Source organism: Streptomyces sp. NPDC048434 (assembly GCF_043200375.1).
Lineage (GTDB): Bacteria > Actinomycetota > Actinomycetes > Streptomycetales > Streptomycetaceae > Streptomyces.
Genome location: NZ_JBICXQ010000013.1, coordinates 23,386 through 41,837 on the forward strand (window position 1 = coordinate 23,386; position 18,452 = coordinate 41,837).

General features: G+C 69.9%; 18 protein-coding genes. 9 read left to right on the top strand and 9 right to left on the bottom strand.

The genetic code is table 11. The annotated features are described in order from the left end of the window. Positions 1 to 89: 89 nt before the first annotated feature. The 3 genes from ACGFWI_RS17025 to ACGFWI_RS17035 all read left to right on the top strand — a co-directional run bounded on the left by ACGFWI_RS17025 (position 90) and on the right by ACGFWI_RS17035 (position 2,890). Complete coding sequence (locus tag ACGFWI_RS17025) at positions 90 to 833, top strand: XRE family transcriptional regulator (RefSeq protein ID WP_393906743.1); 744 nt, start codon at positions 90 to 92, stop codon at positions 831 to 833. A gap of 3 nt (positions 834 to 836) precedes the next feature. Further along, positions 837 to 1,307: an NUDIX domain-containing protein gene (locus ACGFWI_RS17030; protein WP_393906911.1), complete on the top strand. Its 471-nt coding sequence runs from the start codon at positions 837 to 839 to the stop codon at positions 1,305 to 1,307. A gap of 233 nt (positions 1,308 to 1,540) precedes the next feature. After that, positions 1,541 to 2,890, top strand: coding sequence for a PIN-like domain-containing protein (locus tag ACGFWI_RS17035; RefSeq protein WP_393906744.1), 1,350 nt, complete (start codon positions 1,541 to 1,543; stop codon positions 2,888 to 2,890). 113 nt (positions 2,891 to 3,003) lie between these two features. On the opposite strand, the gene ACGFWI_RS17040 is transcribed toward ACGFWI_RS17035, so the two are convergent. From ACGFWI_RS17040 to ACGFWI_RS17050, 3 genes are all read right to left on the bottom strand, one after another. Continuing rightward, entirely contained in the window at positions 3,004 to 3,144 is a 141-nt protein-coding gene (locus tag ACGFWI_RS17040; protein ID WP_393906745.1) for a hypothetical protein, read from the bottom strand. A 449-nt stretch (positions 3,145 to 3,593) separates the two neighbouring features. After that, positions 3,594 to 4,310, bottom strand: a complete 717-nt coding sequence (gene msrA, locus ACGFWI_RS17045; protein ID WP_393906746.1) for a peptide-methionine (S)-S-oxide reductase MsrA — start codon at positions 4,308 to 4,310, stop codon at positions 3,594 to 3,596. 82 nt (positions 4,311 to 4,392) lie between these two features. Next, positions 4,393 to 5,553, bottom strand: coding sequence for a hypothetical protein (locus ACGFWI_RS17050; protein WP_393906747.1), 1,161 nt, complete (start codon positions 5,551 to 5,553; stop codon positions 4,393 to 4,395). Between the two features lie 199 nt (positions 5,554 to 5,752). On the opposite strand from ACGFWI_RS17050, the gene ACGFWI_RS17055 reads away from it, so the two are divergent. After that, on the top strand, positions 5,753 to 6,913 hold the full coding sequence (locus ACGFWI_RS17055) for a cystathionine gamma-synthase (RefSeq protein WP_393906748.1): 1,161 nt from the start codon (positions 5,753 to 5,755) through the stop codon (positions 6,911 to 6,913). Between the two features lie 24 nt (positions 6,914 to 6,937). On the opposite strand, the gene ACGFWI_RS17060 is transcribed toward ACGFWI_RS17055, so the two are convergent. The 3 genes from ACGFWI_RS17060 to ACGFWI_RS17070 form a co-directional block, all read right to left on the bottom strand. Beyond that, positions 6,938 to 7,186 carry a hypothetical protein gene (locus ACGFWI_RS17060; protein ID WP_393906749.1) on the bottom strand — a complete coding sequence of 83 codons (249 nt, stop codon included), beginning with the start codon at positions 7,184 to 7,186 and terminating at the stop codon, positions 6,938 to 6,940. Continuing rightward, complete coding sequence (locus ACGFWI_RS17065; protein WP_393906750.1) at positions 7,183 to 7,791, bottom strand: sigma factor-like helix-turn-helix DNA-binding protein; 609 nt, start codon at positions 7,789 to 7,791, stop codon at positions 7,183 to 7,185. The genes ACGFWI_RS17060 and ACGFWI_RS17065 overlap by 4 nt, the downstream gene beginning before the upstream one ends. Positions 7,792 to 7,978: 187 nt before the next feature. Beyond that, positions 7,979 to 8,479: a MarR family winged helix-turn-helix transcriptional regulator gene (locus tag ACGFWI_RS17070; protein ID WP_393906751.1), complete on the bottom strand. Its 501-nt coding sequence runs from the start codon at positions 8,477 to 8,479 to the stop codon at positions 7,979 to 7,981. Positions 8,480 to 8,687: 208 nt separating this feature from the next. Here ACGFWI_RS17070 and ilvA point away from each other — a divergent pair, with 208 nt between their 5' ends. The 3 genes from ilvA to ACGFWI_RS17085 all read left to right on the top strand — a co-directional run bounded on the left by ilvA (position 8,688) and on the right by ACGFWI_RS17085 (position 12,272). Then, positions 8,688 to 9,959 carry a threonine ammonia-lyase gene (gene ilvA, locus ACGFWI_RS17075; RefSeq protein WP_393906752.1) on the top strand — a complete coding sequence of 424 codons (1,272 nt, stop codon included), beginning with the start codon at positions 8,688 to 8,690 and terminating at the stop codon, positions 9,957 to 9,959. Positions 9,960 to 10,299: 340 nt separating this feature from the next. Continuing rightward, on the top strand, positions 10,300 to 11,397 hold the full coding sequence (locus ACGFWI_RS17080) for an ATP-binding cassette domain-containing protein (protein ID WP_393906753.1): 1,098 nt from the start codon (positions 10,300 to 10,302) through the stop codon (positions 11,395 to 11,397). Further along, entirely contained in the window at positions 11,394 to 12,272 is an 879-nt protein-coding gene (locus tag ACGFWI_RS17085; RefSeq protein ID WP_393906754.1) for an ABC transporter permease, read from the top strand. The genes ACGFWI_RS17080 and ACGFWI_RS17085 overlap by 4 nt, the downstream gene beginning before the upstream one ends. A gap of 148 nt (positions 12,273 to 12,420) precedes the next feature. On the opposite strand, the gene greA is transcribed toward ACGFWI_RS17085, so the two are convergent. Both greA and ACGFWI_RS17095 read right to left on the bottom strand, forming a co-directional pair. Next, positions 12,421 to 12,918: a transcription elongation factor GreA gene (greA, locus tag ACGFWI_RS17090; protein ID WP_393906755.1), complete on the bottom strand. Its 498-nt coding sequence runs from the start codon at positions 12,916 to 12,918 to the stop codon at positions 12,421 to 12,423. A 277-nt stretch (positions 12,919 to 13,195) separates the two neighbouring features. Beyond that, positions 13,196 to 13,606 carry a DUF4307 domain-containing protein gene (locus ACGFWI_RS17095; RefSeq protein ID WP_393906756.1) on the bottom strand — a complete coding sequence of 137 codons (411 nt, stop codon included), beginning with the start codon at positions 13,604 to 13,606 and terminating at the stop codon, positions 13,196 to 13,198. A 130-nt stretch (positions 13,607 to 13,736) separates the two neighbouring features. Between ACGFWI_RS17095 and mca the strand changes: the two genes are divergently transcribed. Together mca and ACGFWI_RS17105 are read left to right on the top strand one after the other, a co-directional pair. After that, entirely contained in the window at positions 13,737 to 14,609 is an 873-nt protein-coding gene (mca, locus tag ACGFWI_RS17100) for a mycothiol conjugate amidase Mca (RefSeq protein WP_393906757.1), read from the top strand. A gap of 4 nt (positions 14,610 to 14,613) precedes the next feature. Then, complete coding sequence (locus ACGFWI_RS17105) at positions 14,614 to 14,859, top strand: hypothetical protein (protein ID WP_393906758.1); 246 nt, start codon at positions 14,614 to 14,616, stop codon at positions 14,857 to 14,859. A 233-nt stretch (positions 14,860 to 15,092) separates the two neighbouring features. Here the strand turns inward: ACGFWI_RS17105 and ACGFWI_RS17110 are convergent, their stop codons facing one another. Next, positions 15,093 to 18,374, bottom strand: coding sequence for a tetratricopeptide repeat protein (locus ACGFWI_RS17110; RefSeq protein ID WP_393906912.1), 3,282 nt, complete (start codon positions 18,372 to 18,374; stop codon positions 15,093 to 15,095). Between the last annotated feature and the right edge of the window lie 78 nt (positions 18,375 to 18,452).

Consider the following 18,452-nt stretch of genomic DNA (forward strand, 5'->3'; position numbering starts at 1 on the left):
TAGAAACCTCGCCCAAAACCCATTTTGGGACGTCCCAGAGGAGGTAGAACGTCCCTAGCAACGTCCCGACTTTCAGGGAGAGACTGCGGATGCCGAACGAGAGGCTTCGAGCCGCCATGGCAGCCCGAGGGTGGACCCATGCCACCCTCGCAGCCAGGGCTCAGGTGGACCCCAAGTCCGTCGAGCGATGGGTCAACTTGGGCCGGACCCCGCGACGTGCGACGGCCCTGCTGGCGGCTGAGATGTTAGGAGAAGACGTGCATGCACTTTGGCCGGCGCTCAGGCAAGCACGCTCTGCCCGCGCTGTCAGCTCCGAGCTGGTCGCGTTGTACGACCAGCGGGCGGACGTTCCGGTGTCCACGTTCACGGACATGCTGGCGGAGGCCCGCGAGAACATCGACGTACTCGTCTACGCGGCGGTCTTCCTGCACGAGGGGTTTCCCCGCCTCAACGATCTGCTTCGTGAGCGCGCCGCCGAAGGGTGCCCCGTACGCATCGCGTTGGGCGACGCGGAGAGCGAAAACGTGCGGCAGCGCGGCGAGGAGGAACGGTTCGGCCACGGCATCGAATCGCGATGCCGGCTAGCCCTCATGCACTACCGGCCGCTGCTCGGGGTACCCGGAATCGAGATCCGGACCCACGGAACCACGCTGTACAACTCCATCTACCGGGCGGACGATCAGCTCTTGGCCAATGCCCATGTCTGGGGCGTGAACGCCTATGGGGCACCGGTATGGCACCTTCGTCGCAACGGGGATGGTGGAATCTTCGACACATACGCCCAGAGCTTCGACGCGGTGTGGACGACGGCGAAGCCTGTACCCGAGGAGTGAACCCTGTCGCGTACCGAGTATTACGACGATCCCGACGCCCCTGAGCCCAACAGTCTCGTCGTTGCCGCTTCAGCTGTGGTGACTGACGACGAGGGCCGCATCCTGCTCCAGCGGCGCCGGGACAACGACCTTTGGGCCCTGCCCGGTGGCGGCATGGAGATGATCGACTCCCTTCCCGGCACCGCGGTCCGGGAGGTCAAGGAGGAGACCGGGCTTGATGTGGAGATCACGGGGTTGGTGGGGACGTACACCGACCCCCTACACGTGATCGCCTATACGGACGGGGAGGTGCGGCGGCAGTTCAACGTGTGCTTCACCGCCCGTGTCGTCGGGGGGCAGCTTGCCATCTCGGACGAGTCCACGGAGCTGCGGTTCATTCACCCCGACGAGATCAGCGATCTCCCGATGCACCACACGCAACAGCTCCGTATCGGGCACTTCCTGGAGCACCGGGAGCGCCCCTACCTGGGGTGACGAGGCTCCCTACGGGGTCAGTCGTCCGTCGGCGTCGGCGCGATCCCCGTCGGGCATGACCGTCCCCAGTTCGTCTCCGAAGGGGCACTTAGCTTGACCCCCGTCCCGGCGAGCCCGTGCTGCCATGTGACCCCTTGTGCGGTTCGGCTGTCGGCGCCGCCTGAGTGCCTGCTCTCGCAAGCAATATCAGTAAGGGAGCGGCGAACCGCCGTGCTCTGATGCAGGATCAGGGTGTGACTGAGCCCACCGCTGTAGACGACTCCATCCCCCAACAGCGCCAGATTCAGCCGAAACTGGGCATCTTTGATGGATTCGAGAGCTATCGCTCGCCATCGGAGGGTGACCTGGCACGGGTGATGAACGCGGGGTTGGTTGTAGCCGACGCTAATGTCCTGCTCGACCTCTACCGATACACGGAGCAGGGTCGTCAACTTCTGTTGTCGGTCATGGCGAAACTCGGCAACCAGCTTTGGATCCCTAACCAGGTGCTTGTTGAGTTCTGGCGCCACCGCCTGGAAACAGTCAGTGCCCCCAAAGCTTCTGCTGCGAGTGCAATCAAAGAGCTGCAGGACATCAAGGGCAGGGCGACCGGGGTTCTCCGTAACTGGGCTGGCCGATTCGCCCTTCCGGAAGATGAGCTGGAAAGGATCTTTGAGGATCTCAACAGCGGGTTCGAGGCGGCCACCAAGGCAGTAGACGATCTTGTCGTGAAGCATGCAGGACCTGCCGACCGTGACACTGCAGCAGATCCGGTTGTCGCGGCTCTGGAGAAGGCCCTAACGGCTCGCGTTGGGGCCCCTCTGTCGCCAGAACGGTACAAAGAGGTCGTCCTTGAAGGGCAGCGCCGCGTCGCACAAAAGATTCCGCCGGGCTATATGGATGCTGGCAAGGGGGACAACGCCGCCGGGGATTTCTTGGTGTGGAGCCAAATCCTCGATGAGGCGCGCCTCCGGAAGTGCGATGTCTTGCTCGTCACCGGCGACGTGAAGGAGGACTGGTGGCGTAGGGACAACCGACAAGCTAGCGGACCAAGGCAAGAGTTGATCGACGAACTGTCCCGCGAGGCTGGCACCCGACTGTACATGCTTACGCCGCGCCAATTCACGGCTCTCGGTGCTTCTGTCTTTGGCATCGATGCAGCTGAGACGGGATTGGACGATATTGACCGTGTGGATCGCTCTCGGGAGGAAGTGACGGAAGAGGTCGCCGAGACTCTGCAGGGCGAGTGGAATCCGTCGGCTGTAGAAGCACTGCTCGAGAAGCTTGTTACGGGTGGCTACGAGGACCGTGCCGCCGTCATCAGGTGGGCTGCCGACAACGAAGGCTTCGTGAGCCAGGAGACGATCAGGGAACTGTGTCACTACTCCCCGGAGGCCAAACTGAACGGCCTGGCACGTCCCATCAGCCGGTTCACTACCGAGCTACAGGCTGCGGGGTTGCTGCCTGATCACGTCGCTCCGCTGCTACAGGCTGTTTACGATCCCAACTACAGTTACGTGAAGGCGTCAGGCTTTCGCCTTCACGTCTCTGCCGAGCCTTTGGTACAGGCATTGGCCGAGGCGGAAGGGGACGATCCCGAGTGACCGGGTAGCTAGAGGTGGTCCGGCTCCGTGGCCAGGGGGAGACGAGTCATCCAGTGGTCACGGCGCTCCATTTGCTGACCACGATGCCTGCGGAGTGTGCCCTTCCACGTTGGTCAGTGGATGATTGCGCCGGGAACGAGGGCGACCAGCCCGGAGATGAAGCTGCCGATTCCTGCGAGGGTGACGATGGTGGCTTTGCCGTCTGAGAACAGTCCTGAGCAGAAGGCCCGGACTTGCCGGCGGACGATCAGCATCCTGAGTTTCTGCCAGCGGTGTTGCCGGATGTGGCAACCGAGAAGGAGTCCTGATGCGTTGTTGCGGCAGCCGTCTTCGCGCCCCCGTACCGGTGCGCCACATGTGACCGGTGCCTGGAAGGCGCACCAGAGTAGGACGACGGCTGAGAGTGCGATCACCACTGCTGGTCCGACTGCCTTGTTGATCCAAGCGGCGATCAGTAGGGCGCCGGCCAGGACTCCCCACCACTGTCCCAAGCCACCAAGATTGCTGCGCCTTGCCCCCGAAGATGCCATGCCTTGATTCGTGGCGTGCTGTGGGCCGAGGCATGCTTCGGGAGGGCGTATTGGCTCAAAGGGGTCTCAGGGTGACTGAGAGTCGATGGCCTCGGATCAGGCGGTGTGCCTTCCCCCGCCTTCATATGAGCCACTGTCGGGATGACACAGCTCATACGAAGCTGTGCCGCTGTCTACTCATTCGGCGCGTCCGGGGCCGGTGCAATCCCCGTCGGGCAGGACTGCCCCCAGTTCGTCTCAGACGGGGTACTTAGCTTGACCCCCGTCCCCCCGATCCCGCAGTACCCCGTCGGGTTCTTGTCGAGGTACTGCTGGTGGTACCCCTCCGCCGGATAGAACGGCCGGGAGGTGTCGGCGGGGAGGATTTCGGTGGTGATGTCGGTGTAGCCGGAGTTGTGGAGGGTGGTGCGGTAGGCGTCGCGGGAGGCTTCGGCGGCCTGTTGCTGGGTGGGGGAGTGGGTGTAGATCGCGGAGCGGTACTGGGTGCCGACGTCGTTGCCCTGGCGGAAGCCCTGGGTCGGGTCGTGGGACTCCCAGAAGAGCTTCAGCAGGGCCGTGTACGGGACGACGGCGGGGTCGTAGACGACGCGGACGGCCTCGGTGTGGCCGGTGTGGCCGCTGCAGACCTCTTCGTAGGTGGGGTTTTGGGTGTGGCCGCCCTGGTAGCCGACCAGGGTGGTCCAGACGCCCTCGGTCTGCCAGAACTTCCGCTCGGCGCCCCAGAAGCAGCCCAGGCCGAAGTCGGCGATCTCCAGGCCGTCCGGATACGGGCCGAGCAGCGGGTTGCCGAGGACGGTGTGCCGGTCGGGGACGGCGAAGGCCCGGTCGGGGCGGCCTTCGAGGGCTTCCTCCGGGCTGGGGAGGTGGGTCTTGAAGCGGGAGAACAGCATGTGGATCAGGCTCCTGGGGAGGGAGAGGGGACCTGAGGGTGCACTCTGGGCAACGCCTGGGGACGGGGAGGCATTCCGGCCGTCAGTGGCCCGGCGGCGGGAAGCCCGCTGACGTGCCGCCGAGCTGTTCCCAGCCCGCGATGGCCAGGGCGCGGTAGGCGGCGTACTCGGCGGCGGGGCTGCGGCCGTACGACCACGGGACGGCGCCCACGTGGCCGTCGACCAGGCGGAGCTGCTCCATGGCCTCGGCGTAGCGCTCGGCGCGGACCAGGAACCAGACCAGGAGATGGCGGACGTGCGGCGCCATGGGGTGATCGGCGGGGGCCTCGCGGAGCGCGAAGTGGGCGCCCTCTATGGCGCGCTCGACGACCGCGCTCTGGTAGAGGCTGCGGACCATGTTGGCCTCGGGGAGGTGCTCGTAGACCGCGAAGAGGGGCAGGGCCGGGAGCAGGGTCTTGGCGGGGGCTGCGGCCGCCGCGCGCTCGGCGAAGGCTTCGGCCTCCTCACGGGAGCCGTGCCACTTCTGCGACCAGTACGGGAGCGCGGCGAGATGCGCGCCCATGTGCTGCTGCGCGCGCTGGGCGACCTTGGACCACAGCTCCTCGTAGTCGGCGGGGCGGTCGCCCAGGCCGCGGGCGACGGCCAGCTCCGTGATGTACGGGACCGGGCTGCCGGGCGCCAGCAGGGCCGCCTCGCGGCAGACCGTACGGGCCTCTTCGAGGATCATGCGGAAGTCCTGCGAGCCCGGGTCGCGCAGCGCCTGGACGACCAGGAACTGGGCGTGCGTCTGGGCGCCGCCGGGGTCCTTGGGGGCCTCGGAGCGCCAGGTGCGCAGCCAGATCCCGCCGGTCCGTCCGCCGTCGCCGTACCTCGGCGCCGTGCCGCGCCGCTGCTGCTCCGTCGCCTCCTCAGCGGCCAGCTCGAACGCGGCGGCGCCGGCCAGCGTCTGCACCCGCTGCCAGCGGCGCTCCCAGTCGTCGCCGGTGGACTTCAGCAGCGCGGCGGCCGGGCGCCAGTCGTGCGTGCGGCGCATCTCGGCCAGCGCATCGGCCAGTTCCTGGTCGGGGCCGGGGAGCCGTACGTCGAGCTCCTCCAGCGGTACGAAGCCGTAGCCGGCCATCGGGTCGGAGGCCACCACGAGGCCCTGCCGGGTGTGCTGCACGGCCCGCCGGCGCCGCATCCAGGGCAGGAAGACGAAGCCGCCGAGCGCGAGCGCGGCGAGGAGAACCAGCAGAGCGTCCATGTGGGATGTCCTGTACCTGTAACGGCTGCCTGTGGAGCGGCGCGGATCGAAGGCGTGGCGGGCGGTGGGGGAGGGGCGGCGGTCGGCGGTTTTTGTGGCGCGGTGGGAACCGGTGTGCGGTCCCTCGTATGTATCCACTATCCAGCCAACCAGAAAGTTCCGAAAAGTTAGGTTGCGTGGCCGACTACCCTCGGCAGACATGAGCGATCAGCGCGAACCACGCCACCAGCATTTTGAAACCCTTGCCATCCACGCAGGTCAGGAGCCCGACGAGGCCACCGGCGCGGTGGTACCGCCCATCTACCAGGTGTCCACGTACAAGCAGGACGGGGTGGGCGGGCTGCGCGGCGGCTACGAATACAGCCGCAGCGCCAATCCGACCCGTACCGCCCTGGAGGAGAATCTCGCGGCTCTCGACGGCGGCCGCCGCGGCCTCGCCTTCGCCTCCGGCCTCGCCGCCGAGGACTGCCTGCTGCGGACCCTGCTGAGCCCCGGCGACCATGTCGTCATCCCCAATGACGCCTACGGCGGGACCTTCCGTCTCATCTCGAAGGTCGTCGAGCGGTGGGGTGTGGAGTGGTCGGTGGCCGACACCTCCGACCCGAAGGCCGTACGCGACGCGCTGCGGCCCCGTACGAAGGCGATCTGGGTGGAGACGCCCAGCAACCCGCTGCTCGGCATCAGTGACATCGCGGCGCTGGCCGGGGTCGCCCAGGACGCCGGGGTCAAGCTGGTCGTCGACAACACCTTTGCCAGCCCCTACCTGCAGCAGCCGCTCGCCCTCGGCGCGGACGTGGTGGTCTACTCCACGACCAAGTACATGGGCGGACATTCCGACGTGGTCGGCGGCGCGCTCGTCGTCAACGACGACGCCCTCGGCGAGGAACTCGCCTACCACCAGAACGCGATGGGCGCGGTCGCCGGACCCTTCGACGCCTGGCTCGTGATGCGCGGCATCAAGACGCTCGCCGTCCGCATGGACCGGCACAGCGCCAACGCGGCACGCCTCGCTGACCTGCTGGCCTCGCACAAGAAGGTGACCCGCGTCTACTACCCGGGGCTGTCCGACCACCAGGGCCACGAGATCGCCGCCAAGCAGATGCGGTCCTTCGGCGGCATGGTGTCGTTCCAGGTCGCGGGCGGTGAGCAGGCGGCGGTGGAGGTCTGCAACCGGGCCAAGCTGTTCACCCTCGGTGAGTCGCTGGGCGGCGTCGAGTCGCTGATCGAGCACCCGGGGCTGATGACGCACGCCTCGACGGCCGGGTCGCTGCTGGAGGTCCCGAACGACCTCGTGCGCCTCTCGGTCGGTATCGAGTCGGTCGACGACCTGCTGGCCGACCTCACGCAGGCGTTGGGCTGACGGACGGGTCGTCGGCCCTGCCGTTCACCACCCCTCCGCGGGAGGGGTGGTGTGGGCCGGCGGCGGCAGCCAGGCGTGGTCCACGGCCGCCCAGGTCAGCGCCGCCAGCGCGAGCAGCGCGCACAGCCAGCCGAGGCGTCGCAGCAGTCTGCGGTGCGCCAGGATGCGGCGGCCGCGGGCGGTGGCCCGGTCGGCGAGGTCGGGCGGTACGAGCGGATGCGGCCCGGCCAGCATCCGCCGTACCTCGGTCTCCTTGCGGTCGGGGAGGCTCATGGGGCCGCCGGTTCCGGAGCTGAGTCCTGGGGCGGGCCGGTTTCCCGTGTTCCCGGGGGCGCCTGGGCCGGACTGGTCTCCGGTGGTGTGGAGGGCCTTGGTGCCCGCCCGGATTCCGGTGCGGTTTCCGGTGCGGTGTCCGGTGCCGGGGAGGGCTGCGGCCCGGGGCGGTGGCTGCGCATCTGAGTGAGTGCGCGCAGGCACAGGGCGTGCACCCGCTCGGCGGGCAGGCCGAGTTGGGCCGCGGTCTGCTCCTCGGGTACGCCCTCGTACAGCCGCAGGACGAGGACCAGGCGCTCCTGTGGGGACAGCCGGTCCAGGAGCCCGCCGCGCGGTCGGCGGTGCCGCCAGGCGGTGTGCGCGAAGTGGTCGGCCATCTCGCGGCGGGTGCGCTCGTACGGATCGTCGCCGCGCAGCCGGTCCCAGACGGCGTACGTCCGCGAGAGTGCGCAGGTCAGCAACTCTTCGGCGGCCGGGGCGGGTCGGGAAGCGGGCTCGCCGGTCAGCAGTGTGGCGGTATGCAGCAGCCGGCCCGCCGCGCCCGCCACGAACAGCTCGAACTCCCGGGCGTGGCGGCGCTCCTGCGCCGGTCGCCGCTCTCGCACCGCGCCTCCCGGATGACGGACACCCGACCCCCTGGGCTCCTATAGCACGGCAGTGCGGCCACCCGGTCAAGAGGCGTGACAGGTGCGGCAGTCCGCGGGCCCGCGGTTCAAGGCCCGGCGGTACGGCGGCCGGCCGACTCGCGGTGGCCCGGTGCCCGTCGGCGGCCGGTGTCGCGGCGCGCGGGCGTCAGGACGTCGGACCCACCGGTGCCAACGATGCGGTGATGTCGGAGAGGGAGGCGTTGAAGCGCGTCAGGAGTGTGGTGAACGCGGTGCGCTCCTCCTCGCTCCACTGCTCCGTCACCAGGGCCATCAGTGCCCGGCGGGACGTGCGTACCTCTTCCAGGCGGGCGCGGCCGCGCTCGGACAGCTGGAGCACCACGGCCCGGCCGTCCTCCGGATGGGTGGCGCGGCTGACCAGCCCGGAGTCGACCAGCGGGGCGACCTGCCGGGTGACCGTCGAGGAGTCGATGCCCATACCGGCGGCCAGGGCCTTGACGCCCATCGGGCCTTCCTGGTCGAGGCGGTTGAGCAGCAGGTAGGCGGCGCGGTCCATGGAATTGCGCGCCTGCCCGACGCCGCCGAGCCGGCTCTGTTCTGCGCGGCGGGCGAAGACGGCCACTTGGTGCTGCAGCGCGTCGAGGAGAGCGGAGTCGGTGTGGGTCGTCATGTCCGAAGAGGTGGGCATGGCCGGGAGCTCGCTTCGATGGAAGTGCGTATGGATGGGAGGACAGCGTACGCGGACCAGGCGCGGGGCGTACCTGGGCTGTCCATTCCGATAACGCCCCGTAACCCCCGGGGGCCGTACGGGGCCGTGCCGTGCCGCCCCGGCCGCGCGCCTGATCGCCATTTGGGCAGAAAAGGCCTCGCGAGGGGCGAACTGCAAGACTGGCGATATGGCCGAGCACACGCCGCGTACGACGCACGAGACCTCCGCATCCACGCGCCCTGCCGAGGACCCGATCGCTGCGGTGACGGTCGAGGACATACACCAGGCGCACAAGATGCTTTCCGGCGTCTCGCGAGCCACCGCGATGGAGGGCAGCCGCTATCTGTCGGGGCTGGTCGGCGCGCCCGTGCACCTCAAGTGCGAGAACCTCCAGCGCACCGGCTCCTTCAAGATCCGTGGCGCCTACGTACGGATCGCGGGGCTCTCGGCGCAGGAACGGGCGGCGGGTGTGGTGGCCGCCAGTGCCGGCAACCATGCGCAGGGCGTGGCGCTCGCGGCGTCGTTGCTGGGGGTGCGGTCGACGGTGTTCATGCCGGTCGGCGCCCCGTTGCCGAAGGTCGCCGCCACCCGCGAATACGGCGCCGAGGTACGGCTGTACGGCCAGGTGGTGGACGAGACGCTGGCCGCCGCCCAGGACTACGCGCGGGAGACCGGCGCGGTCTTCATCCACCCCTTCGACCACCCCGACATCATCGCGGGCCAGGGCACCGTCGGTCTGGAGATCCTCGAACAGTGCCCCGAGGTACGCACCATCGTCGTCGGGGTCGGCGGCGGCGGGCTCGCCGCGGGGGTGGCGCTGGCGGTCAAGGCGCTGCGTCCGGATGTGAAGGTCGTCGGGGTGCAGGCGGCGGGGGCGGCCTGCTATCCGCCGTCGCTGGCGGCCGGGCGGCCGGTGGCGATCGAGGGGATGTCGACGATGGCGGACGGCATCAAGGTGGGGCGGCCCGGCGAGGTGACCTTCGAGATGGTCGAGAGGCTGGTGGACGAGGTCCGTACGGTCACCGAGGACCAGCTCTCCAGTGCGCTGCTGCTGTGCCTGGAGCGGGCGAAGCTGGTGGTGGAACCGGCCGGGGCGAGCCCGGTGGCGGCGCTGCTCGCCGACCCGGAGTCCTTCGAGGGGCCGGTGGTCGCGGTGCTGTCCGGCGGCAATGTCGACCCGCTGCTGCTGCAGCGCATCCTGCGGCACGGCATGGCGGCCGGCGGGCGCTATCTCTCGCTGCGGCTGCGGCTGACGGACCGGCCGGGGGCGCTGGCGACGCTGCTCGGGGTGCTGTCGGAGGTCGATGCGAATGTGCTCGACGTCGGCCATGTGCGGACCGACCCCCGGCTCGGGCTGACCGAGGTCGAGGTGGAGCTGCATCTGGAGACGCAGGGGCCGGCGCACTGCGACGAGGTGCGCGCGGCGCTGCATGCGGCGGGGTACGTCGTCGCGGAGTGAGCACGGTGCGGCAGGGGCGGCCGGCAGCTGTCGCACGTGCAGGCCGCACGATGCAGCACGGGGTACCGCAAAAGGGATCGCCGTAAAGGGATGGGGCACAGGGGCGCCACGGGTATAGCGTGGCGCCCCCCACACGCGCTGGCGAACATCCGTTCCCCTGTCGTTCGTGCGCGGAAAATCGAAATTTGTATCGCGATGTATCGCGTTTCGGCGTAGCATCGCCGTTACGGGGTGCCGGGGAGTCATGGCGTTCCGTTGCGGACAAATGCCCGCAGAGCAGGCATAGGCCGCCAACCGTAATATTCGATCTGGAACTGACCCAAGCCATGGGAGTACCCATATGCCAGGCGCCATTTACGCCGAAGGTCTGGTGAAGACGTTCGGCGACGTGAGGGCACTGGACGGCGTCGACCTCGACGTTCCCGAAGGAACCGTCCTCGGAATGCTCGGCCCCAACGGTGCCGGCAAGACCACCGCAGTACGCGTCCTGACGACCCTGCTCCAGCCCGACCGCGGCAAGGCGGTGGTCGCCGGGATCGATGTCCTCGCGCACCCCGACCAGGTGCGGCGCTCGATAGGCCTGTCCGGCCAATTCGCCGCCGTGGACGAGTACTTGACCGGCCGCGAGAACCTGATAATGGTCGGCCAGCTCTACCAAATGAGCGGGCGTGACGCCAAGCGGCGAGCCGCCGAGCTGCTGGAACGCTTCCATCTCGGCGACGCCGCCGACCGCACCGCCAAGACCTACTCCGGTGGTATGCGCCGCCGGCTCGACCTGGCCGCCGCGCTGGTCGTCAGCCCGCCCGTGATGTTCATGGACGAGCCGACCACCGGTCTGGACCCCCGTAACCGCCAAGGGCTGTGGGACGTCATCCAGGAACTGGTCGCGGGCGGCACGACCTTGCTGCTCACCACGCAGTACCTGGAGGAGGCCGACCGCCTCGCCCACGACATCTGCGTCGTCGACCACGGCAAGGTCATCGCCCGCGGCACCTCCGACCAGCTCAAGGCGCGTACCGGCGGTGAGCGCGTCGAGGTCGTGGTGCACGCCCCCGAGCACCTCACCATCGCCGACGAGATCCTGCGCGGCTTCGGCAAGGGCGAGGGCACGGTCGAACCGCATATCCGCAAACTCACGGTCCCCGTGACCGGCGGCGCCAAGCTGCTCGCCGAGGTCATCCGCGAACTGGATGCGCGCGGGGTGGAGATCGATGACATCGGGCTGCGGCGCCCGACCCTCGACGATGTGTTCATCTCGCTGACCGGGCACACCGCGGAGGCCGCGGAGGAGAACGGCGCGGGCGGCAAGAGCGCCGTCGGGCGGCAGAAGAAGGGCGCCAAGGGGGCCGGCGCGTCCGGTCCGGGCGAGGACGGGCCGGCGGCCGGAGCGGCCGACGCGGATGCGGGCGCGACGAGCGACAAGGAGGGCGTGAAGTGACCACGTTGACCGAAACGGCCGGCGACGCCCGGGTCCGTACCCCGCAGCCACGCGGCGGCTTCAGCAGGTCCGTGCGCGACTCCCTGGTCGTCGCCCGACGCAATCTGATCCGGATGATGCGGATCCCCGAAGTGGTGATCTTCGGGCTCATCCAGCCGATCATGTTCGTGGTGCTGTTCACGTACGTCTTCGGCGGCTCCATCAACATCCCCGGCGCCCCGGTCGGTGACGCCCAGGCCTATCGCGAGTTCCTGATGGCCGGGATCTTCGCGCAGACCGTCACCTTCGCCACGGCGGGAGCCGGAGCGGGGATCGCCGATGACATGCACAAGGGCCTCATCGACCGGTTCCGGTCGCTGCCGATGTCCCGTGGTGCGGTGCTCACCGGCCGTACCCTCGCCGACCTCGTGCAGACCGCGCTGACGCTGGTGGTGCTGGCGGTCGTCGCGCTGCTGATCGGCTGGCGCGCCCACGAGAACCTCGCCGAGGTGCTGGCCGGCTTCGCGCTGCTGCTCCTGCTCGGCTACGCCTTCTCCTGGATCGGCGCGCTCATCGGCCTGACGGTGCGGACGCCCGAGGCGGCCACCTCGGGCGGGCTGATCTGGCTCTTCCCGCTGACCTTCATCTCGAATGCGTTCGTTCCGGTCGACGGGATGCCGGCGTTTCTGCAGCATGTCGCGGAGTGGAACCCGTTCAGCGCGACGGTGGCCGCCGCACGGCAGCTGTTCGGCAACACCATCGAAGGGGTGCCCACGTCGGTGACCGGGGCCTGGCCGATGGACCACCCGGTGCTGGCCTCGGTGATCTGGTCCGTCCTGATCATCGCGGTGTTCCGGACACTGGCCGTCCGCAAGTACCGGTCGGCCACGGCCTGAGCGGTTTGCGGACTGCGTGGATTGCGGCCTGCGCGGCTTACGGTCTGAGCGGCCAAGGTCTCGTCGGCCGGGCGCCGCAGACAGCGCGAAGCGGCCCGGAGCGTCATGCTCCGGGCCGCTTCACCGTCTGAGGGGTGCCTCGGGGGAGTCAGCCGGTGTACGGCTTCGCGTCGAGGACCTTCACGGCCGCCTTCTTGCCGTTGGGGAGCTCGTACTCCGCCTCGGCGCCGACCTTCTTGCCGTTCACGCCGGTGCCCAGCGGCGACTGGGGGGAGTAGGTCTCGATGTCCGAGCTCGCGTACTCCCGGGAGGCCAGAAGGAACGACAGCGTGTCGTCCGGGTCCCCGTCGAACGCGATGGTGACGACCATGCCGGGAGCGACGACGCCGGTGGCGGCAGGGGCCTCGCCGACCTTCGCGGTCTGCAGCAGCTGGGTGAGCTGGCGGACCCGCAGTTCCTGCTTGCCCTGCTCTTCCTTGGCCGCGTGGTACCCGGCGTTCTCCTTCAGGTCACCTTCCTCGCGGGCCGCCGCGATCTTCTCGGTGATCTCGGCGCGTGCGGGACCAGACAGGTGCTCCAGCTCTGCCTTGAGCTGGTCATACGCCTCCTGGGTAAGCCAGGTGACGTTTTCGCTGGTCTGGGTCACAGGTGCTCCTCGTCGGTACTGGGGATAAATCAAACGCCCTACCAGGAAGGTTTGCGCCTTCACAGGTGGGCGAAACCACGAGCCTAACAATTCCGGCACAAAACGGGGAAGAGGAAATTCACAGCGGCCGCCCAGGAACGCATCATCCCTGATCAGAGGCGGTCACGACACGCCCCGCGGGTGGGCGGGCCGGTGGTGGCGGGCGGTGCGGGCGCGGTGGGGCGGGGTGCGGGCCGTACGGGGCGGCCCGGGGCGCTGCCGGTGCCTGCGGTGCAGGTCAGCCGTTGCCCGAGGCCGTGCAGCCGACGAGTACGGCATTGGTGGCCCGCTTCGTCGTACGCAGCGTGACCTCGGTGTCCACCTGGTCCGAGCGCTGGTCGACGGTGACGTCCTTACGGCCGACCTCGGAGCCGTCCTCGGCCTGTGAGCGGAGGGTGCACACGCCCTTGTCGTCCGTGCCCTTGACGACCTCGAGATGGACCTTGACGGCGTGATCGGAGACCGCGTCCCAGGTGATCACGCGGCCGCTGAGGTCCTGCCCCGCGATGTACGAGATGCCGGACCAGCCGACCACACCCAGCAGGGCGGCACCGAGCACCGCGCCAATGATCTTGAGCTTGCGGTCCGCACGCTCATCCGCGGAGCGGCCGTAGCGTCCGTCGGGGAGCCCTTCACGCACCGCGGTCATGATCCATCCTTCTGGTAGGGGGACCTGGGCCACGAACCCCCGGGGTGTCCCCGCCCCTGGGAATACAGCGCCCCCTCGCTTCGGTCACTATAGGAGGCATCTTCTCCGGCCCATCACTGAGGATCGAGTCTTGACTGAGCAGCTGCGATTGATGGCCGTCCACGCCCACCCCGACGACGAGTCGAGCAAGGGTGCGGCCACGATGGCCAAGTACGTGTCCGAGGGGGTGGACGTGCTGGTCGCCACCTGCACAGGCGGTGAGCGAGGATCCATCCTCAACCCCAAACTCCAGGGAGACCCGTACATCGAGGAGCACATCCACGAGGTACGGAAGCAGGAAATGGACGAGGCCCGGGAGATCCTGGGCGTCAAGCAGGAGTGGCTCGGCTTTGTCGACTCCGGGCTGCCCGAGGGCGACCCGCTGCCGCCGCTGCCCGACGGCTGCTTCGCGCTGCAGTCCGTCGAAGAGGCGGCGGAGCCCCTGGTCAAGCTGATCCGGAAGTTCAAGCCGCAGGTCATCACGACCTACGACGAGAACGGCGGCTATCCGCACCCGGACCACATCATGACCCACAAGATCACGATGGTGGCCTTCGATGCGGCCGGCGACCCGGAGAAGTACCCGGAGGCCGGTGAGCCCTGGCAGCCCCAGAAGCTCTACTACAACCAGGGCTTCAACAGGCCGCGCACGATCGCGCTGCACGAGGCGCTGCTGGCCCGCGGCATGGATTCGCCCTACGGCGAGTGGCTGGAGCGCTGGAAGCAGTTCGAGCAGCGCGAGCGCACGCTGACCACGTATGTCCCGTGCGCCGACTTCTTCGAGATCCGTGACAAGGCACTGATCGCCCACGCCACCCAGATCGACCCCGACGGCGGTTGGTTCCGGGTGCCGATGGACATCCAGCGCGAGGTCTGGCCGACGGAGGAGTACGAGCTCGCGAAGTCGCTCGTGGACACTTCCCTCCCCGAGGGCGACCTCTTCGCGGGCATCCGCAACAATTGAGCCCATGATGAGCGCGACCAGCACCCTCGCCCTGACGCACTTGGTCACCCTTGCCGACAGCTTCGACAAGGACAAAGTGACCCCCGGCGTCCTCGGCTTCATCGTCTTCGCGGTCATCGGCGGCGCCGTGTGGCTGCTGATGAAGTCCATGAACAAGCAGATGAAGAAGGTGGACTTCGAGGAACAGCCGGAGGACGCCGAGGCGGGCACCGCAGCCGCCGCGCAGGCACCGAAGCCGAAGACCAGCTGAGGACCAGCCGGGGGCGGGGGCCGGCCGGTCCCTGAAGACCGGGTGGCGGTCGACGGCCGGCCGATGGACACGGCCGGCTGACCGGCCCGGCGGCTCGTCGGCCCGAGCGGCCGGCGAGCCGGGCCCGATCCGCCGCCGGAGCGCCGCCACCGGAGCACGGACGGGGCGGTGAGCCCGGCACGCGCCGCCTGCAGTGCGGCGCCGTGCCCGGGGTGCCCCGCCGTACCGGGGCGTCACTCCGTGACGGTCGGGGGGACCAGCACCCCCATGACCTCGCGCGCATGGCGGTTGGGCACCATGCCGAGCCGCCATGCCTGCCACCCCGTCTCCGGCTCCACCCCGCGGTCCAGCAGCAGCGCGAACGCCTCCGCGCAGTCCTCCAGCTTGGAATCGCGGGCCGCATGCTTGTTGCGGATCAGCTGCGCCAGCTCCTCCTGGGCGACGGCCGTGCCCACCACGGAACCGCCCGGCGAGGCGAGCGGCAGCAGCGTGCAGCGCAGGAACCGCGCCCAGTCCTCGCCGCGCCGGTCGCCGTAGCCGGCAAAGAGGCGCGCCGCCTCGTCGGCCAGCTCCAGTGCCTGCGCCGACCGGCTGTTGCCGGCGTCGATGATCAGCAGCTCCAGGCAGGACCACGCCTCCCCGTGCGGCACCCCTATCCGCTGGAAGTCCTTACGGGCGTCCTGCAACAGCTGCCGGGCGAAGCCGCTGTTGCGCAGCGAACCGGTCTGCTCCGCCCGCAGATCGCGGGTGACCCGCCCCGAGTGGTGCCGGGCGCAGGCCAGACCGTAGCCGTCCTGCATCCGGCTGAACATCGTCCGCGACCGCTCCAGCTGCCGCAGCGCCGCATCGTGTTCGCCGCGCTCCTCCAGCGCCTGGCCCAGGTAGTACATCGTCCAGGCCTCACCGCGCGCGTCCTCGTGCTGATGGTGCAGCGGCAGCGCCTGCCGGAGCCGGTCCACCGCGGGACCCGGCTCGCCGTCCACCAGCCGGGCGCGCGCCAGCTGCGTCATCGCCCAGGCCTCGCCGCGCTCGTCGTGCGTACGGCCGTAGAGCCCCATCGCCGCATGCAGCGCGCTCTCCGCCGCCGGTACATCGCCCCTGCGCAGATGCACCTGGCCGAGCTGGAAGTGTGCCCATGCCTGGCCGTGGATGCTCTCGCTCTCCTCGTGCAGCTCCAGTGCCTCCCGCAGCATGGCGAGGGCGTCGGCGATCTGCGCGCGGTCCCGCTCCACCGCCGCCAGGGCGTGCAGCGTCCAGGCCCGGTCGCCGTGCATGTCCGCGCCGGACTGCAGCTCCAGCGCCTCACGGAGCTTGGCCGCGGCCTCCACGAGATTGCCCTGCTGCTGGAGCGTGATGCCCAGATCGCGCAGCGCACGGGCGGCGCCCGCCGGATGCTGCGCCTCGAAGTACAGATCGACCACCGAGGACAGCGTGGTCCGTGCCTTGTCCAGCTCGCCGAGCTGCCGCGCCGCCACACCCGTACGCCACTGCACCGAGCGGACCAGCAGCCCCTGCCCGACGGCCCGGGTCAGCTCGCTCAGCTCGCCCAGACGGTAGAGGTCACCACGCAGCAGGCAGTAGTCGGCCAGCGCGCCCAGCAGATGCGAGACCGCCGCCTGGTCCACGCCCTGGTCGGCGTGGCGCAGCGCGGCCGTGATGAAGCTGGTCTCGTCGTCCAGCCACTGCAGGGCCGCGTCCAGGGAGGTGAAGCCGTGCGACCCGAAGCGGTCGGCGCGGGTGGACGTACGGCCGTCGACCAGCCGGATGACCGAGTCGGCCAGCTCCGCATAGCCGCGGATCAGCCGCTCCTGGGCCGCACCGCGCTCGGCCGGCTCCTCCTCGTCCAGCAGCCGGTCGTGCGCGAAGCGGTGCACCAGGGCGTGCAGACGGTAGCGCCGGCCCCGCACATGCTCGATCAGCCCCGCCCGGGTCAGCGTCGTCAGCTCCCGCTCCGCCTCCGCCTGCTCGACGCCCAGCAGCGCCGCCGAGGCCGCCGCCCCCAGGCTCGCCCGGCCCACCAGCGCCAGTCGGCGCAGCAGCCGCCGGGCGGTCTCCGACTGGTCGGCGTAGCGCAGCCACAGCGCACGCTCCACCGGTGACACCGAGCCGTAGGCCGCCAGGTCCGTGGCCAGTGCGGTGGCGGTGCGCGAGCCGAGCGAGGAGCCCGCCACCCGCAGCGCCAGGGGCAAGCCCGCGCACAGCCCGGAGATCTCGTCGATGGCCTGTGCGTCGTAGGGGCCCGTCTCGTCCGGGGTCTCGTCGACGGCCGCGGCGGAAGCGCGCAGCAGCTCTTCGGTGCCGGCGGCGTCCAGCGGCCCCACCGGGAGCTGGTGCACCCACGCCGCCAGGTCCTCGGGCAGCTCCAGCGGCGCACGGGAGGTCACCAGCACCAGGCTGTCGGACCGCTCCGGCACCAGGGTGCGCACCTGCTCCGGATCCGCGGCGTCGTCCAGCAGCACCGTCACCGGAAGGCCCGTCAGATGCTGGTGGTAGAGATCGGTGAGCCGCTTGACGTGCTGCTCCTGGGACGGCCGCTCGCGAAACAGCAGCTGCTCGCGCGGTGCGCCCAGCCGGTTGAGCAGATGCAGCAGCGCGTCCCGGGTCGGCAACGGCACCTCCCCGGGGGTGTCGCTGCGCAGATCCACCACACACGCGCCACGGAACTGATCGCGCAGCTGATGCGTGGCCCGCACCGCCAGCGCCGTACGCCCCGAGCCCGGCTCGCCGTGGAGTATCACCACCGTCGGTTTGGTCTCCGTGCTCGCACGGGCCGCGTGCACCCACTGCGCGATCTGCGTCAGCTCCGCCCGTCGTCCGGCGAAGGGGCCGTCCGGGCGCGGAAGTTGGGAGAACGAGTGCTCCAGCAGGGAGCGCTGGCGGGCCGCCGCGCTGCGGTCCGCGCCGCGCAACTGCGGTCCGAGGCCGCTCTTCGGGGCGACGGGCTTGGATGTCGTGCCGCCGCCGCGGGCCGCCGCCGTCAGCATCCGCTGCTGGTCCAGGAACGGCCGGATGCCGCGCACCTCCAGCGCCGTGAGCCACTGCAGCCGCAGCTGCTGCGCGCCGCCGGGCCGGCCGCGCATCCCGGCCTCCCGGTGCGCCGCCGGCCAGTGGCCCGCGGTCAGCTTCAGGACCGTGGCCGCCGCGCCCGCCACCAGCACGGCGGCACCCACTCCCAGCGCCGCGCCCGTTTCCGTGCCGTACGCGAGGTCCGTACCGAACGCCGCCACCGCCGCCACGGCCGTCGCCACCGCCGGGGTGCCCAGCTCCTTGCGCGACAGCCGCCGGGACAGCGACGGCTGATCGGCGGCTGCCTCGTCCAGCACCCGGACATACGCGGTGTACTCCTCGGCGGCGCTGCCCGCCAGCTCGTCCAGCGCCGCCCGCGCCCGGTTGAGCAGCGTGTCCCCGTCGAGCCGGCCGTCCGAGCGCCGCACCTCCTCCTCGACGGCCCTGGTCAACAGCGCTTCCGCTTCCGCCCGGTGGCCGTCGCGCAGTACAGCCATGGAGCCCGGCATGCCCATCCCCCTCCAGCAGTTCCAGCAGTCCCCGGCGGTGATCGTCGCCATACGCACAGTGTTCCGCGTCCACGTGAA

What these genes read in the sequence shown, in the direction of transcription:
- ACGFWI_RS17105 (WP_393906758.1), top strand. Translation starts at nt 14,614, where the DNA reads ATGATGAGCGCGACCAGCACCCTCGCCCTGACGCACTTGGTCACCCTT.
- ACGFWI_RS17055 (WP_393906748.1), top strand. Translation starts at nt 5,753, where the DNA reads ATGAGCGATCAGCGCGAACCACGCCACCAGCATTTTGAAACCCTTGCC.
- ACGFWI_RS17095 (WP_393906756.1), bottom strand. Translation starts at nt 13,606, where the DNA reads ATGACCGCGGTGCGTGAAGGGCTCCCCGACGGACGCTACGGCCGCTCC.
- ACGFWI_RS17070 (WP_393906751.1), bottom strand. Translation starts at nt 8,479, where the DNA reads ATGCCCACCTCTTCGGACATGACGACCCACACCGACTCCGCTCTCCTC.
- msrA (WP_393906746.1), bottom strand. Translation starts at nt 4,310, where the DNA reads ATGCTGTTCTCCCGCTTCAAGACCCACCTCCCCAGCCCGGAGGAAGCC.
- ACGFWI_RS17040 (WP_393906745.1), bottom strand. Translation starts at nt 3,144, where the DNA reads ATGCTGATCGTCCGCCGGCAAGTCCGGGCCTTCTGCTCAGGACTGTTC.
- ACGFWI_RS17060 (WP_393906749.1), bottom strand. Translation starts at nt 7,186, where the DNA reads ATGAGCCTCCCCGACCGCAAGGAGACCGAGGTACGGCGGATGCTGGCC.
- ACGFWI_RS17080 (WP_393906753.1), top strand. Translation starts at nt 10,300, where the DNA reads ATGCCAGGCGCCATTTACGCCGAAGGTCTGGTGAAGACGTTCGGCGAC.
- ACGFWI_RS17050 (WP_393906747.1), bottom strand. Translation starts at nt 5,553, where the DNA reads ATGGACGCTCTGCTGGTTCTCCTCGCCGCGCTCGCGCTCGGCGGCTTC.
- ilvA (WP_393906752.1), top strand. Translation starts at nt 8,688, where the DNA reads ATGGCCGAGCACACGCCGCGTACGACGCACGAGACCTCCGCATCCACG.
- ACGFWI_RS17025 (WP_393906743.1), top strand. Translation starts at nt 90, where the DNA reads ATGCCGAACGAGAGGCTTCGAGCCGCCATGGCAGCCCGAGGGTGGACC.
- ACGFWI_RS17110 (WP_393906912.1), bottom strand. Translation starts at nt 18,374, where the DNA reads ATGCCGGGCTCCATGGCTGTACTGCGCGACGGCCACCGGGCGGAAGCG.